Raw genomic sequence first — 13,908 nt, 5'->3', positions numbered from 1 at the left:
CCCCTAGCTTTTTGTGCCCCTCTAACCCTTTAACTGATAGAAAATTTATTCAATTTCGCCTCAGTAGCCAGCATGACCCTGTTAAGCTCATTCCCTCGGCTATCTTGTCCTCTTCTGAAATAGAGACTACGTAAAAAATTCTTGCTGTTCACGCGAGCAATTACCTGACTGCGACTTCTCGGCAAATCGCAGCATTGCGCTAAATCACTAATCCAATCAGCAATTTCTTGATGTGACAGTAACTCTTGATCCATCATCGTATCCACGATGTTGGCCAACCGCTCATCATCCTCATCGCTAAAAATATGTCTACCATTATGAAGCATACCAGAAATAGCGACAAGAACTTCACCTAGCATTGCAAGGCTACTCTCCTCACATTGCACCAGCTCCACAAAAACATCCGCACCATGAGATACACTATGAGCCCATCCTTCTACTGGAAGGTAACCTCGCAAATCCTTCTCCTCTTTATAATAACGGAGCATTACATAGATTAATTGCTCAATTTCCGCTTGATTGAGAAATGGATTCTTTCTGTGACGTTGCACAATCAAAGCGATAGGTAAAGCAGAGAACGTCCTTGTAAAAACGGACTCGTCATCCTCACTACCAATATGATAAAACAAATGGTCCTCATTAGTCAGAACTGCTAAGAGCTTACGTAACTCATCTTCACTGAACCTATTTTCTTCCTTAATCCACATATAAAACATTGGATAAATCAGACTATCCCGCAATTCCGGCTGAGGATCCCCAATATATTGAAGTAACAAAGGTAAGAAATCTTGATGATGCTCACCTCCGCGTAACTGATACTCATCCTTTTCAATTCTTTGCAAATCTAGCATTAATTTGGTCCTTGTATCACTCATCTCCATATCCCTCTCATCATTCGTTCACTCGCATCACCAAAATTATGAGTCAATGAAAATTCTATTTATTCCTTTTAAACGAGTTGAATGTCCCTTTGAATACACATCTTAAATCTTTAAGAACGGCTTATAATCTACTTCAATACCGGTCAATCCTCTTTAATATCAGATGTCCTTTTGACATAAAAAGACCCCTTTAGATAATCATATCTAAAGGGGGAAAAGCACGCAACTTTTTATAAGCGTGCAATTTCATTTCAAATCTACATCTGCTATAATTCTTACTCGATTCCCGTCTTATTCAGGAAGAATACCGTCAATGTTCCTGGTCCCGCATGTGCCCCAATTGCAGCACCGATTGAATGAATAATAAACGATTGACAACCGAAGCGCTCTTCTAGTAATGCTTTTAATGCTAAAGCTGCTTCCTCATCGTCACCATGAGTAATACCAATTGTTTGATCTTGTAGATTTTCTCCACGTTCTGCTATCAATTCAAGCATTCGTTTCAATACTTTCTTTGAGCCACGAATTTTCTCAATAGGTACTAACTTCCCTTCTTCAACATGAAGAATTGGTTTAATATTTAGTAAGCCACCAATAAAACCAGCTACTTTACTAACACGTCCCCCACGTACTAAATACTGAAGGTCATCTACTGTAAAAATATGTTCCATATGATTTGCTAAGGAACGAACATATGCTGTTAATTCTTCTTTCGTAGTACCTTCTGCCGCGCGTTCTGCAGCTTTCAACACAACAAGACCTTGACCTAAGGATGCACACTTCGCATCAATAATCTCAATATCAAAGTCTGGATATTTGTCTTTTACTTCGTCTTTGATTAGTAAGGATGATTGATATGTACCAGATAATTCTGAGGAGAATGCTACATAGATGCAAGGAGTATTTGTTTTCGCATTATTTACAAATGTTTCGTATACTGCTTGATAAGAAGGTAGAGATGTTTTATATGCTTTTCCTGCACGCATCTCATCAAATAACTCTTTCGGTTGTAAAGAAACACCATCTTCATACTCCATTTCATTCTCATCATATACACGTATAGGAATAATATCTATATCATATTGTTGGATAAGTTCTTTTGGTAAATCTGCTGCGCTATCTGTAATAATTTTTACTTTCATCGTACTTCCACCTCTATTCATTTAAGCTAATCACGCCTTTCTATTATATAGACAAAATAGAAATTGGAAAACCCTATTAGTTAGTAAAGTTAACTATTTTTCAATTTAAGAAAAGAAATACTCCATCTCGTTACCTTTCTTTTTAAATCCTACCTTTGCATAAATTGGGCTACCCTCTTCCGTTGCGTGAAGCCATATTCTTTTCACATCTCGTTGTTTACACTCACTCATACATTGTTGCAATAATTCATTCGCGATTCCTTGCTGGCGGTATAACGGAGATGTATATATATTTAAAATATATGCTTCTAATCCTTTCAAATTCCCTGGATACGGTGGTCGCTTAAACAATACAATTCCACTCGCACCTACTATTTCTTCACCTGCTATTGCAATATAGGAGATAAATGTATCGTTATGAAAAGCATCTTCTATGTATTCGCGTGTTGCTGTAATAAGCATTTCTTCATCCTCTAGACATGTGATAGCTCGCACTTCTTTTAGCAATGAAATTCGTAAGTTAATAACCTTTTCTATGTGCACTTTTGTCGCCTTTTTAACGATAAAGTTAGCCATTCCCTTTAGTCCCTTCCTTATTTCTTCATCATATATCCCTTTACTAACAAGTTACTAAAAAAACTCCTTACTTCTTTAAATCCACATGTCTCAAACAATTCTAGTAGTTCTTGCTCTGTTATTAAATGGAATTCTGTCCCGATTGCTTTTTCAAAACGATTCCACTGTTCAAGTGAAATTCCATGCTGCAACATATAATCCTTCCATCCCTGCATAAAGATAGCCATTTCCGCTGTATCTTCAAGTCTATAAATAGTAGATAGAAAGAACGTGGACCCTGGTTTCAACTGTCCATATATACGCTGTAATAGTTCCTTCTTATTATCAATACTTTGAATAAAATGTAATACTAACATGCATATTGCTCCGTCAAATTGTTTCGCCGGTGAAAGAGCAGCAATTGTTCCATGGATAAGTTCTATTTCATTTTCGATTTGCTCCTGTTGAAGACGAAATTCTGCCAATCTCAGCATATCAAGGGACGGATCCACACCAGTGAAACGAATCTCTCTATCTTTTTTACTGAGTGTAATAATATCTTGTCCACCCCCAGCACCGATAATTAATAGTTCGGGCGACTGCTTCTTTATCGTTGAATACATGTTACCTAATAAATCAAAGAGCACGTGATAGCCTGGTATTTTCTTCCCAATTTCTTGTTCATATGTATGAACGGTTTTGTCGTTCCAGTTTTTATTAGACATTGATATTCCTCCGAATTATGAAACTATGAGATACTTATTATCTTACCGCAAAATACTTAATTTTACATTTTTTAACTCGAAATCTTTTTTCATACAAAGAGAGAGCTCCGTATTGGAACTCTCTCTAACTCTATATCACCTCATATTCAGTGTGATGGTGTACCTTACACCCAAAAGGTAACCTCTTCTCCCTTTAGTATTGCGTAAAAAACAGATATCTTTTTTTACGTAATACCTTTAATAGTTAAGCTGTTAATTCATCCAATTTCGAATACAGTTCTTCTCTTCTTCGTTCTTTTTCCAACTTCTTTACATTCATTTCTTGTAGTACGTCTACTTCTTCTATTTGAAGCATTTGTTGTTCTAATTGGAATAAAGCTTCTTCAATTTGTTCTAATTCCGATTCAAGATTTGCAATTATATCAGGTGGATTCTCAACAACTTTTTTCACTTTTTGCTTCTCTATGACTTTCTTTTCTTGTTCTATTTGTGGAACATATAGCTTTTCTTTGGCCCAACTGTAGTTTCCTTCAAACGTATATATCTGTTGATTTACTAACCAAGCTGTCTTCGGGAATAGTTTGTTTAACAAGTAACGATCATGTGATACAGCCAAGATTGTCCCTTGGAAGTCTTCAAGTGCTTCTTCTAATACTTCTCTTGAATCAATATCAAGATGATTCGTGGGTTCATCTAAAATTAAAAAGTTGATATTCTGGTACATAAGCTGAGCTAATCGCAACCTCATTTTCTCTCCACCGCTAAGTGATACTATTTTCTTAAACACATCAGGCCCGTAGAATAAGAACTTCGCTAGTATGTGACGTGCTTCGCCTTCTGGTACTGCAACTTGGTCACGAAATGCTTCTATTACAGTCCCGTTCATATTTGTCGTAAACACATGTTGAGATAAATAGCCAATTTGAACATTACTACCAATCGTTACGTTTCCACTATCTGATTCAATCTCTTGTAAAATCATTTTAAGTAATGTACTTTTCCCTGTTCCATTTTGTCCGACAAAAGCGATACGCTCTTGATACTGGATTGTCATATTAACATCTGTAAACAACTGCTTATCACCGAATGCTTTCGAAACATCAATGAACGTACATACATCTTTGCCACTTCTATCTTTCATCTCAAATTCTAAACCAATCTTATTACGCTCTAACATCGGACGCTTCATCTTCTCCATTCGGTCCAATGCCTTTTGCATACTCTTCGCTCGGCGATGTAAATCTGCATTTGGTGGTGTTGCTTGATTTGCCCATTCCTTCAAACGCTTAATCGCTTCTTTCATTTTCTTTATTTTCTTCTGTTGTTCCTGGTACATATGAAATTCTTGAAGAAGTCGTTCTTCCTTTTCTTTAACAAACGCGCTGTAGTTTGTATTGTATGTGTGTAACTCTCCATCTTCAACATCAATAATTTTCGTTACTACTTCATCTAAGAAATATCTATCATGTGAAACAACAATGATACTTCCTTTATACTCCTGTAAAAATTGCTCTAACCATTCTACTGCGTGAATATCTAAATGATTTGTTGGTTCATCTAATAGTAATAAATCTGGCTTCTGTAATAAAATTAGTGCTAGACCAACTTTTGTTTGCTCACCACCACTTAAGTTCCTAAACGATTGATGTAACAACGGAGTAATATTCAAACCATTTACAATTCGCTGAATATCAGATTCCATTTCGTATCCACCAGCAAAAGCAAATTGCTCTTGAATGGAACCATACTCTTCTATAAGTTTTTGAAGTTTTTGTTCCTCTTCTGTTATTGCCATGTTTTCTTCCAATACTCGTAATTTCTTCTCTAGCTCTCGTACATATGAAAATGCGGTATAAAGTACATCTAACACGGTATATTCCTCTACAAATGTAGGTACTTGCGCTAAATATCCTATTTTAAGTCCTTTTTTCACATGGACGTTTCCTTTATCTACATGCTCTATTTTTGTTATTAATTTAAATATCGTTGTTTTTCCAGTTCCATTACGACCAACTAAGCCAATTCGTTGTCCTTCATTTATTTCTAAGGAAATATTTTCAAAAATTGTAGTTCCTCCAAATACTTTACTTACTCGATCTAATGCACAAATAATCATTTTCCGTACTCCTCTCAATATAAAAAACCATGCGCAAGAATACACCTTGCCCATGGTTTTGATGTGTAATAGGACGAAAAAAAGAGAGCTACAAGAGCTCTCCCTTTCTCGAAAAATCAATGGGTAAAGAGTTCTCTTTTATTCAGTCACTACTATGCATTTGCTAAAAAAGGGCATACGTATCCCGTTAACAGCAAATCCATGAAAAATCGCACGACAAATAGATACATATTCTAAAAATGACGCGCGCAACGTAACTGAATAATTCATCTCTTTACTCACCTCTTTCATACGGAATGTTTAATACTAACAGTATATACCATTTCGAATATTAATTGCAAAATTTTTCTGTCTTTTTTACATATTTGGTGTTATTTTTTCTGATTTTGCACGTTCTTTCTTTATCATTCTAAAATGGAACAGTTCATACATCACTGGTACAATAAGCAACGTTAATAGCGTAGATGTTGTTAAGCCACCAATTACGACAATGGCTAATCCTTTTGAAATTAATGTTCCTTGACTTGTTGATAATGCAAGTGGTAGTAACGCTGCGATTGTTGCGAGTGCTGTCATTAAAATTGGGTTCAAACGTGTTTTACCTGCTTCAATAATTGCCGCACGAATTGATAGTTTCTTCTCATCTCGATTTTGTCCAATACGATCCACAAGTACAATCGCATTTGTTGTTACAATTCCAATTAACATAAGGAGTCCAATCATCGAGCTAAGCGACAATGGTTCCTTCGTAATGTATAATGCGCTGAACGAACCAATTGGGATGAATAGAAGCGACGTCAAAATAATAAATGGAATGCGCAACTTCTTAAAAGTAAGTAACATGACAACAAATACTAATCCAATTGCGACAACCATCGCAACTCCTAATTGTTCAAAAGCTTCTTTCGTTTCTTCATCACTTCCTCCAAATGTTACATCTACTTCTGAATCAAGTATAACATCCTTTTTAACCCCATCCGTTAATGTTAGAGTATCCTGCGCAATGTTCGTTGAATTTAAGTCTGCTGTAATACGTGCGAAGATTTTCCCATCTTTCTTTTGAATACTATTGAACACCGACTCTTCCTTCACCGATGCTACTTCACTTAACGGAATAACACCCGACTTTGTCGGAAGTAAAATTTTCTCGATATCCTGCTTCGTTGTTGCTTTCTGCGCGTAAGAGAGTAATATCTTTCGTTCTGCTTTATCTAGATTCGGTACAGAAACAGAAATAGGAGTTGTTCTCTCTGCTACAAGTCCTAGCACCATCTCATTTGTAATCCCAGCACTTGTTGCTTTTTTATCATCAATAACGACTGACCACTGTGCTTGTTTTTGCTTAAAGTTATTTTTAACTTCTTTTACATTAGACTGTTTTGCCATGTATTCTTCTACTTTAGCTGCATTCTCCTGTAATCGCTCTAAATTCGTATCAAAGAGATCAATTGTAACGAGTGTACTAGCTAATTGACCACTTCCCATTTCCACTGCTGTTAACTTAATATCACTAAAATCATCTTTTAATAATGTTGGAATATCTTCTTTTAGTTCTTTTGTTTCTACTTCAATATCTGCATCCGTCTTCAAATTAATGTAGTACGTCATCATATTTGTTTTCGCAACACCTGTTTGAACATCTATCCCGCCAACAGTCGAGAACGTTCCATCTGTGTATTCTCGATCTAAAATCATTTTCTCCACACGTTGTGATGTTTCATTCGCTTTTTCTAAACTTGTAGAGGGTGGTAGTTCCATTCCAATATACAATATTTTTTGTTTTTCATTTGGCATCATAACAAATCCAATTCTTGAAACGAAGAAGAAAGATGTACCAAGTAATACAAATGAAACAACTAATACAATCCATTTTTTCTGTAAAGAGAAACGTAATAACTTCTCGTACAACGTCTGTAATTTCCCTTCTTTCTCTTCACGCTTAACTTTCTTGAAACTGAACTTCGATAATATTGGCACGAGTGTAACAGACACTAATAGAGACGCGAAGAGTGCAACTACAACTGTAATTGCGAACGGGTAGAAGATTTCACCTGTCATCCCTGTCACGAATCCCATTGGCAAGAACACGATTGCCGTTACGACAGTTGAACTTACAATTGCTTTTAAAATTTCCCCGGTACTACTTATAATTAGCTCATCCGAAACATGTTTAGATTCTTTTCGAATACGTCTAAAAATGTTCTCAATGACAACAATGCTATCATCTACAACCCTACCGATTGCAACTGCCATTCCACCTAGACTCATCATATTTAATGAAATATCAAGTTGCTTTAAGAAAATACTTGTAATGAGTAATGAAAGTGGAATGGAGATAATTGCAATGAACGTTGCTCGAATATTACGCAAGAAGAGTAACACCGACAAAGAAGCAAATATTGCTCCGTATATTCCTTCTTTCACTAATGTATCGACACTCTTTTGGATTTCGTCCCCTTGAGAATATCCAATTGTATATTCCATATCATCATCAAATAAATCAATTACACGTTGAATTTCTTTTACCGTTTCTACCGTGTTAGCTCCTGGTTTCTTCATAAGTGTAATCATCATTGCTTCTTTGTCACCATATCGGCTAATGGAATTATATTGTTCTTCCGCTGTAATACTAGCTACATCTGATAATGGAATAACTCCGTTTATCCCTTGGAGTTGAATGCTTTTTAATGCTTCTGTTGTCGTTAACTCTTTTTTAATTTGAATTGGAATCACATTATCTTCTGAAGTAATTGTTCCTGCCGGGAAAGCAAAGTTGCTATCTTCAATTGATTTTTTTACTGTTTGTAACATTAGACCATTCGCCAATGCTTTTTGTTGATCGATTTCAATCATGACAACTCGATCTTTTTGTCCTTCCAGCATGATATCTCCAACACCATCTAACTTCTCTAATGCCGGAATAATCTTGTCATTCACCATCTTATTTGTTTCTTCATCACCGTAAATAGAAACAAAGTAAATTGGAATTCTATCCATCGATATACGTTCTACTTTTTTCTGAATACCATCTGGATATTCCACTTCACTTAAGACAGTATTAATAGAAGAGATGGCTTTCTCCATATCAGTTCCATACTCAAAATCTAATTGGTACACCGCAATATTATTCATTGCTGTCCCGTTCACATTTTTAATTCCTTCAATCCCCATTAGTCGTTTATCTGTCTTCTTCATAATCTGTTCGTCAACATCACCAGGAGAAGCTCCCGGATAAACAACTTGAACAACTATTTGTGGGATTTCAATATTTGGCATCATATCAATTTTTAATGTACGAAAGCTGTATAACCCACCAAGTATTAATAAAAAGGACACTACAAATACAGCAGCTACATTCTTTAAACTAAATCGTGCAAAAAACAAATGAATTCACCCCCAAAATTTTCCCCTACCCCGACTTCTAAAGTTTATCAAACAATTCACAAGACATCCTTTGTTAGTGTTAGACGTTTTGCGACAAATTGCATAATTATTGTCGAAAAAGTATTTTGCATAGCTCTATATCTCGATTGGGTAATATATGTTCACAAGATTCCGTCATCTATGTGTATATGTTCACAAAAATTCCTATTCGATATATACTAAAGAGCATTGACTATTATCAAAAGGAGCTCATCATGTTAGTTATAGGATGTATATTACTAGTTATTTTTTTATTTTTATTCTTAAAAGAAAAACGACGGATAAGTCTTTCCTACTTGCTTACAACAAGTATTGCATGTATTGCCATTTGGATAATTTATTTCATCGGATCGAATAATTCCAGCAACATTATTGGGATTACATTATTACTCCTTATCTTCGGTCTCATTCCTTTAGGAGTTATCTCATTTGGTATTTATCTTTTGTTTAACGGAAAACTTATGCTTCAAAAAGAAGGAAAAAGATTGGCAAATTTATTATCTGCTGCTGTCGGTCTTGTTGTTTTATCTATTATTGGAATGGGTATTTATTTTTTTGTAAGCACGTATAATCCACGTACACATATGTATTACATAGGGCTTCTACTTCTTACTGGATACTTTTCTTTCATTTTCGTTAGCTACTTATTCTATGCTATCTTCTATCACTTTCAAAAAGTAAAATACACCCCCGATTTTATCCTTATATTAGGATCAGGTTTAATTGGTGACAAAGTACCGCCACTATTAGCTTCTCGATTAGATAAGGGAATGAATGAATACATAAAATATGACAGAAAACCGAAGATTATTGTATCGGGTGGACAAGGTCCTGATGAATTAGTAAGCGAGGCATTTGCAATGAAGCAATACTTACTCGCTAAAGGTATGAAAGATCAAGATATATTAATGGAAGATAAATCAACAAATACATTTCAAAATATGCTGTTCTCCAAACGCATCATGGATAATGTAAAACAAGAACACAAAAGTATTTTTGTCACTAATAATTATCACGTTTTTCGCGCAAGTATATATGCACGTATGGCTGAACTTAAATGCGAAGGTGTTGGTTCTCAAACAGCTAGGTACTACTTACCAAGTGCTTTTTTACGCGAATATATAGGTATTTTAGTGATGTATAAGTGGTGGCATGTATTAGCAGTTTGTTTGATAATTTTTATGCTTACTATAGTATAAAAGAAAGGTAGGTCTGCTGTGGTTGACCTACCTTTTCTCTAAAAAGTGATACATGATAATTGTTTCTAATCGTTCTCGTCTATTCATCAACATCTTTGCATACTTTTTTGTTTCCGACGTTACACCATCTTGAATAAACATCGCAACAATTCCCCTGATTAACCAGACATCGATTTGTTCCTTGAGCATTCTCCAATTAATACCTTGATATCCTCTTTGGAATTGTTGTAACGCATGAATCATCCAACTATCGTTCGATTGCCAATCTATCGTTGACGTAATAACAGCCGCTAAATCAAAATGTTGATTTCCCTTTCTCACTTCTCCAAAATCAATTATGTATATATCCTGTCCATAAAATAGTAAGTTCCATTTCCCTAAATCTCCATGAATATAACCAGTATCATCCTCTTCATAGGCTAAACACTTCTCCACTATATGATATAATCCTCCTTGAATTTCTACATTCCTATGGATAAGCTCTTTCCACATATCTGATAATGCAAACCGGTCTGGTTGCTCATAAATACCTTCTATACTTCTTATAACATCATGAAAAGTCAAAATTACCTTTCCTAACATTTCGAAATCAATCTCTCGCTTAACTATGTCATGTTTTATATATGGCTGAAGGTTATAAACACTTTCGATGCGATGAACATAAGGCAACTGATTTTTTGTTTCTACTATTGTAGAAGAAATCTTATATTCAGATAAGGCTTTACTAATGAGAAATTCCGTTTTGGCCTGCTTTATATCCTTTATCCGTCGCAAAACATATGTATTATTAGTTGTAGTAATTAGTATAGGTCTAGATGTATTTCCTTTTTTTAATTCAGCTATTTGCACAATTGGTTGGATAGGATATTCGCGGAGTATATCAATTATTTTGCTATTCATATATATCACTCCATTGGTTCATTATATTAGTTCACTTAGTAGAGGTTGTTGATTAATCAAGCTTAAAATATGGTCCGTGAAATTTCTAGCAACTCACACTAACTAGGCTCATCAGTTAGATTAAATTGCTACTTTCTTTTTCTCCATAATTTTAATAAACAGCTGCCATTCTCTTCGGCTTGTAAGTTATTTCTCCCCATTTTCATCGTTAAACTCTTTTTAGACATCTACTAGGATTAAAGCTATTCCACTCATTTATCTCCCTCCCCAAATGTTTATTCTTTATTCGTCATTCACTTTTTTAGCCACATACTATCTCGTATGTGGCAAGTGCTTTCAGTGCTGAATACAATCTTACACTACATACTCATGACAAACTTTGACTGTCGCTAGCCTTTTCATGTATCTCCTGAATCCAAATTAAATAACTATGTTTTGAACTGCTCCGAAGATAATTGTCACGAGTAAAATAACAAAGAAGCAATTAATAATAAGGGATATATACCCGGAACGAATCTTATTAATCTGATTGTAATAATAATTAGCGATACCAAGCGTTACAATGTTACCTGTAATATTAAGTAAGAAAAAGGATAAATCATTAACTTCTTCTGGTACAAAGATTAACGTGAACACATTCGCTAAAATATGATATGTTTGAAGTAACATCAACACTCCAATTGCTATCCGTGCACCTATTTCTTTATTTCTCTCCTTCTCATCACGATCATGCACAGCCCCATCTCCTCCTATTTACTTGGATAAGATTTCTATTGTTAACATTTGGAAATTAACTACTAACTGAGCAAACTCCTCTTTCAAATATATGACATTGAGTAACATAAATACTTATTAATCGCTTCTGAGAAAACAAATAGATATTGTACGTCCTATCTTCCGCAGCAATAATCTCTTTTATTTCATAAGGTTAGCCTTAATGTTTTCTACATCAATCCCAGCCTTATGTAGCTTCTTTTCTCCTTCCACTTCAATTAAACCTTTGAATTGCTGTAATACTGGATCAAACGCTACATGCTTGTCCATCATAAACGTCATTTGATGTTCGATTTCTAGCCATGTAGATATATCCGCTTCATTATGCTGAATCTGGACTTCTAGCTTATCTAATGCATTCGCTACTTTTGCTTCGTACGTTTCTTTCGTTTCAAATTCAAACCATAAATCATATAGTTCTATACCTAAATCGTCTCCAAGCATATCTCTTATATTCTCAATAGCTTTTGCCTCATTCTTTACTTTTTGTTCCTTCAACTCAGCACTATTCATTGTGTCAAATGTAGGAATATCTCCCGCCTCTGCTTCTACTAAATCATGAATAATAATCATCTTTAACATCTTCAGCAAGTCTACTTTTTGCGGAAGATACGGCTCAATTAAAATACCCATTAACGACATTCTCCACGTATGCTCAGCAACACTTTCTTGTCGACCATTTGAGAGCCAACTATGTCTCATTTCAACCTTTAGTTTTTCTGCTAACTTTATCACTTCTAATACTTTTACTAATTGTGCGTTCATTGTTACCCCTCCTAATATATCTACTATTCATCGTAAAATGTCATATGTATTTTATCTTGCTTATAATAAGCTAATCGATCTTGTAGTGTGCCGGTATGAAATTCAAATTTATGACCGTCTAAATCTGTAAAATAGATAGACTTCTTATCCCGTGCATCACGCGAACGACCGGATAAAACATCCACATGTAATCGTTCTAATTTTTCATACATTGCTTCAAATTCGTTCTCTTCAATTGTAAAAGCAACATGTGTATATGATTGCTGTATTTCGTTACGTGGAATGTCCCTCTCCTCGTTAAGCGCTAACCACATTCCATTCAAATCGAAGTACGCAGTCGTTCTTCCTTTCACCAACAACTTTGCATCAAACACTTGCTCATAAAATACAATTGATTCTTCTAAGTTTGATACAGAAAATAAAAAATGGTTTAATCCCTTTACGAACAATTTAGCCACCTCTATTTCTTTAGCGCATAGCGCTCACTTAGCTTATTTCGGTGCGCTTTAAAAATATCCTCTAGCGGAATCTCATATTTATTCGCAATGACAATAAGGTTCCCTAGCACATCACCAAGTTCTTCTGCGAGTTCTTGTTTTTGCTCCGTATATGTACCATCTACTTCATCAGGTCTATCACGCCCTATTTCAAGCGCTCGTATTGCTCGTGCTACTTCTCCAGTTTCTTCTGCAAGAAAACCGATGCGAATGAAAATGTCTAAATCAGACCAGCCTCTCGCCTCATAATACTCTTTAACCCATTGCTGAAATTCATTAACGTTCATATATATCCCCCCCTCAAAATATAAAGCAAAAGGCACTCCCATACAATGAAAGTACCTTTTATGTATTAACCTAGATGGATTGTACAGTTATATAATTCACAATCCCACCCTGCATCTGTTTTTACTAAACGTGTAATCGATGTATTTTTCGGTGAGACAGTTAAATCAATACTTGGAACTAGTGCTTTTAACATATGTCGAGTGAATGCACCATGCGAAACGATTAAAACATTTTTCCCACAGTGTTTTTCCATGATTTCATCAACAACTGGCATCGCTCGTGCGATAACACTCTCTGCTGATTCAATCCCCAAATCTAACGATCTCCAATCTTCTCCCCATTTCTCAATTCGCTCTTGTTCCGTCGTTCCTTCGATTTCGCCACCACTTGCTTCTCGAAGTCTTACATCTAAAAGTAATGGAAGATTCGCTAGTCTTTCTATTGCTTCAGCTGTTGCTCTCGCTCTGGATAAATCACTCGCATAGACAACATCCCATTTTTCGTTACGAATTCGTTCCCCAAGCTTATCTGCTTGAAGTAAGCCAGCCTCATCTAACGGAATATTTGAAAGCCCTTGTGATCTTTTTTCTTTATTCCACGCCGTACTTCCATGACGAATAAATCCAATTGTAGTCATTATGTA

The 13,908-nt window shown here is 35.4% G+C and carries 14 protein-coding genes; 1 reads left to right on the top strand and 13 read right to left on the bottom strand.

The window, feature by feature from the left end:
* Positions 1 to 29: 29 nt before the first annotated feature.
* The 7 genes from IEV41_RS04155 to IEV41_RS04130 form a co-directional block, all read right to left on the bottom strand.
* Positions 30 to 875, bottom strand: a complete 846-nt coding sequence (locus tag IEV41_RS04155) for a DUF2785 domain-containing protein (RefSeq protein ID WP_188387171.1) — start codon at positions 873 to 875, stop codon at positions 30 to 32.
* A gap of 281 nt (positions 876 to 1,156) precedes the next feature.
* Positions 1,157 to 2,023 (bottom strand): DegV family protein, encoded by an 867-nt coding sequence (fakB, locus tag IEV41_RS04150; protein ID WP_188387170.1) that lies wholly within the window; start codon positions 2,021 to 2,023, stop codon positions 1,157 to 1,159.
* Between the two features lie 105 nt (positions 2,024 to 2,128).
* Complete coding sequence (locus IEV41_RS04145) at positions 2,129 to 2,599, bottom strand: GNAT family N-acetyltransferase (RefSeq protein WP_188387169.1); 471 nt, start codon at positions 2,597 to 2,599, stop codon at positions 2,129 to 2,131.
* A 17-nt stretch (positions 2,600 to 2,616) separates the two neighbouring features.
* Positions 2,617 to 3,303, bottom strand: coding sequence for a class I SAM-dependent methyltransferase (locus IEV41_RS04140; protein WP_188387168.1), 687 nt, complete (start codon positions 3,301 to 3,303; stop codon positions 2,617 to 2,619).
* Between the two features lie 244 nt (positions 3,304 to 3,547).
* A complete protein-coding gene (gene abc-f / locus IEV41_RS04135) occupies positions 3,548 to 5,419 on the bottom strand; it encodes a ribosomal protection-like ABC-F family protein (RefSeq protein WP_505891277.1) in 1,872 nt (623 codons plus the stop codon).
* Between the two features lie 138 nt (positions 5,420 to 5,557).
* On the bottom strand, positions 5,558 to 5,689 hold the full coding sequence (locus IEV41_RS20140; protein WP_268235128.1) for an RAxF-45 family protein: 132 nt from the start codon (positions 5,687 to 5,689) through the stop codon (positions 5,558 to 5,560).
* An 87-nt stretch (positions 5,690 to 5,776) separates the two neighbouring features.
* Positions 5,777 to 8,803, bottom strand: a complete 3,027-nt coding sequence (locus tag IEV41_RS04130; protein ID WP_188387166.1) for an efflux RND transporter permease subunit — start codon at positions 8,801 to 8,803, stop codon at positions 5,777 to 5,779.
* A 254-nt stretch (positions 8,804 to 9,057) separates the two neighbouring features.
* Between IEV41_RS04130 and IEV41_RS04125 the strand changes: the two genes are divergently transcribed.
* Positions 9,058 to 10,041, top strand: coding sequence for a YdcF family protein (locus IEV41_RS04125; protein ID WP_188387165.1), 984 nt, complete (start codon positions 9,058 to 9,060; stop codon positions 10,039 to 10,041).
* Positions 10,042 to 10,068: 27 nt separating this feature from the next.
* Here IEV41_RS04125 and IEV41_RS04120 read toward each other — a convergent pair whose 3' ends face one another.
* The 6 genes from IEV41_RS04120 to IEV41_RS04095 all read right to left on the bottom strand — a co-directional run bounded on the left by IEV41_RS04120 (position 10,069) and on the right by IEV41_RS04095 (position 13,902).
* Complete coding sequence (locus IEV41_RS04120; RefSeq protein WP_188387164.1) at positions 10,069 to 10,941, bottom strand: phosphotransferase; 873 nt, start codon at positions 10,939 to 10,941, stop codon at positions 10,069 to 10,071.
* 420 nt (positions 10,942 to 11,361) lie between these two features.
* On the bottom strand, positions 11,362 to 11,676 hold the full coding sequence (locus IEV41_RS04115; RefSeq protein WP_188387163.1) for a hypothetical protein: 315 nt from the start codon (positions 11,674 to 11,676) through the stop codon (positions 11,362 to 11,364).
* Between the two features lie 180 nt (positions 11,677 to 11,856).
* Positions 11,857 to 12,480: an HD domain-containing protein gene (locus tag IEV41_RS04110; protein ID WP_188387162.1), complete on the bottom strand. Its 624-nt coding sequence runs from the start codon at positions 12,478 to 12,480 to the stop codon at positions 11,857 to 11,859.
* Between the two features lie 23 nt (positions 12,481 to 12,503).
* Positions 12,504 to 12,929, bottom strand: a complete 426-nt coding sequence (gene fosM, locus IEV41_RS04105) for a FosM family fosfomycin resistance protein (RefSeq protein WP_188387161.1) — start codon at positions 12,927 to 12,929, stop codon at positions 12,504 to 12,506.
* Positions 12,930 to 12,940: 11 nt separating this feature from the next.
* The gene (locus IEV41_RS04100; RefSeq protein ID WP_188387160.1) at positions 12,941 to 13,264 is read right to left on the bottom strand and encodes a MazG nucleotide pyrophosphohydrolase domain-containing protein; all 324 of its coding nucleotides are present in this window, start codon (positions 13,262 to 13,264) and stop codon (positions 12,941 to 12,943) included.
* A gap of 65 nt (positions 13,265 to 13,329) precedes the next feature.
* Entirely contained in the window at positions 13,330 to 13,902 is a 573-nt protein-coding gene (locus tag IEV41_RS04095) for a histidine phosphatase family protein (protein WP_188387159.1), read from the bottom strand.
* Positions 13,903 to 13,908 lie beyond the last annotated feature (6 nt).

Origin of the sequence: Priestia taiwanensis (assembly GCF_014638355.1) — a bacterium.
GTDB classification, from domain to species: domain Bacteria; phylum Bacillota; class Bacilli; order Bacillales; family Bacillaceae_G; genus Priestia_D; species Priestia_D taiwanensis.
Note: the sequence above shows the minus strand (reverse complement) of the source record. Positions and strands in the feature narration are given on the sequence as shown.

Excerpts from the sequence above, each read along its gene's own strand:
- IEV41_RS04155 (WP_188387171.1), bottom strand. The coding sequence starts at position 875 with ATGAGTGATACAAGGACCAAATTAATGCTAGATTTGCAAAGAATTGAA.
- abc-f (WP_505891277.1), bottom strand. The coding sequence starts at position 5,419 with ATGATTATTTGTGCATTAGATCGAGTAAGTAAAGTATTTGGAGGAACT.
- IEV41_RS04100 (WP_188387160.1), bottom strand. The coding sequence starts at position 13,264 with ATGAACGTTAATGAATTTCAGCAATGGGTTAAAGAGTATTATGAGGCG.
- IEV41_RS20140 (WP_268235128.1), bottom strand. The coding sequence starts at position 5,689 with ATGAATTATTCAGTTACGTTGCGCGCGTCATTTTTAGAATATGTATCT.
- IEV41_RS04110 (WP_188387162.1), bottom strand. The coding sequence starts at position 12,480 with ATGAACGCACAATTAGTAAAAGTATTAGAAGTGATAAAGTTAGCAGAA.
- fakB (WP_188387170.1), bottom strand. The coding sequence starts at position 2,023 with ATGAAAGTAAAAATTATTACAGATAGCGCAGCAGATTTACCAAAAGAA.
- IEV41_RS04095 (WP_188387159.1), bottom strand. The coding sequence starts at position 13,902 with ATGACTACAATTGGATTTATTCGTCATGGAAGTACGGCGTGGAATAAA.
- IEV41_RS04145 (WP_188387169.1), bottom strand. The coding sequence starts at position 2,599 with ATGGCTAACTTTATCGTTAAAAAGGCGACAAAAGTGCACATAGAAAAG.
- IEV41_RS04125 (WP_188387165.1), top strand. The coding sequence starts at position 9,058 with ATGTTAGTTATAGGATGTATATTACTAGTTATTTTTTTATTTTTATTC.
- IEV41_RS04120 (WP_188387164.1), bottom strand. The coding sequence starts at position 10,941 with ATGAATAGCAAAATAATTGATATACTCCGCGAATATCCTATCCAACCA.
- IEV41_RS04140 (WP_188387168.1), bottom strand. The coding sequence starts at position 3,303 with ATGTCTAATAAAAACTGGAACGACAAAACCGTTCATACATATGAACAA.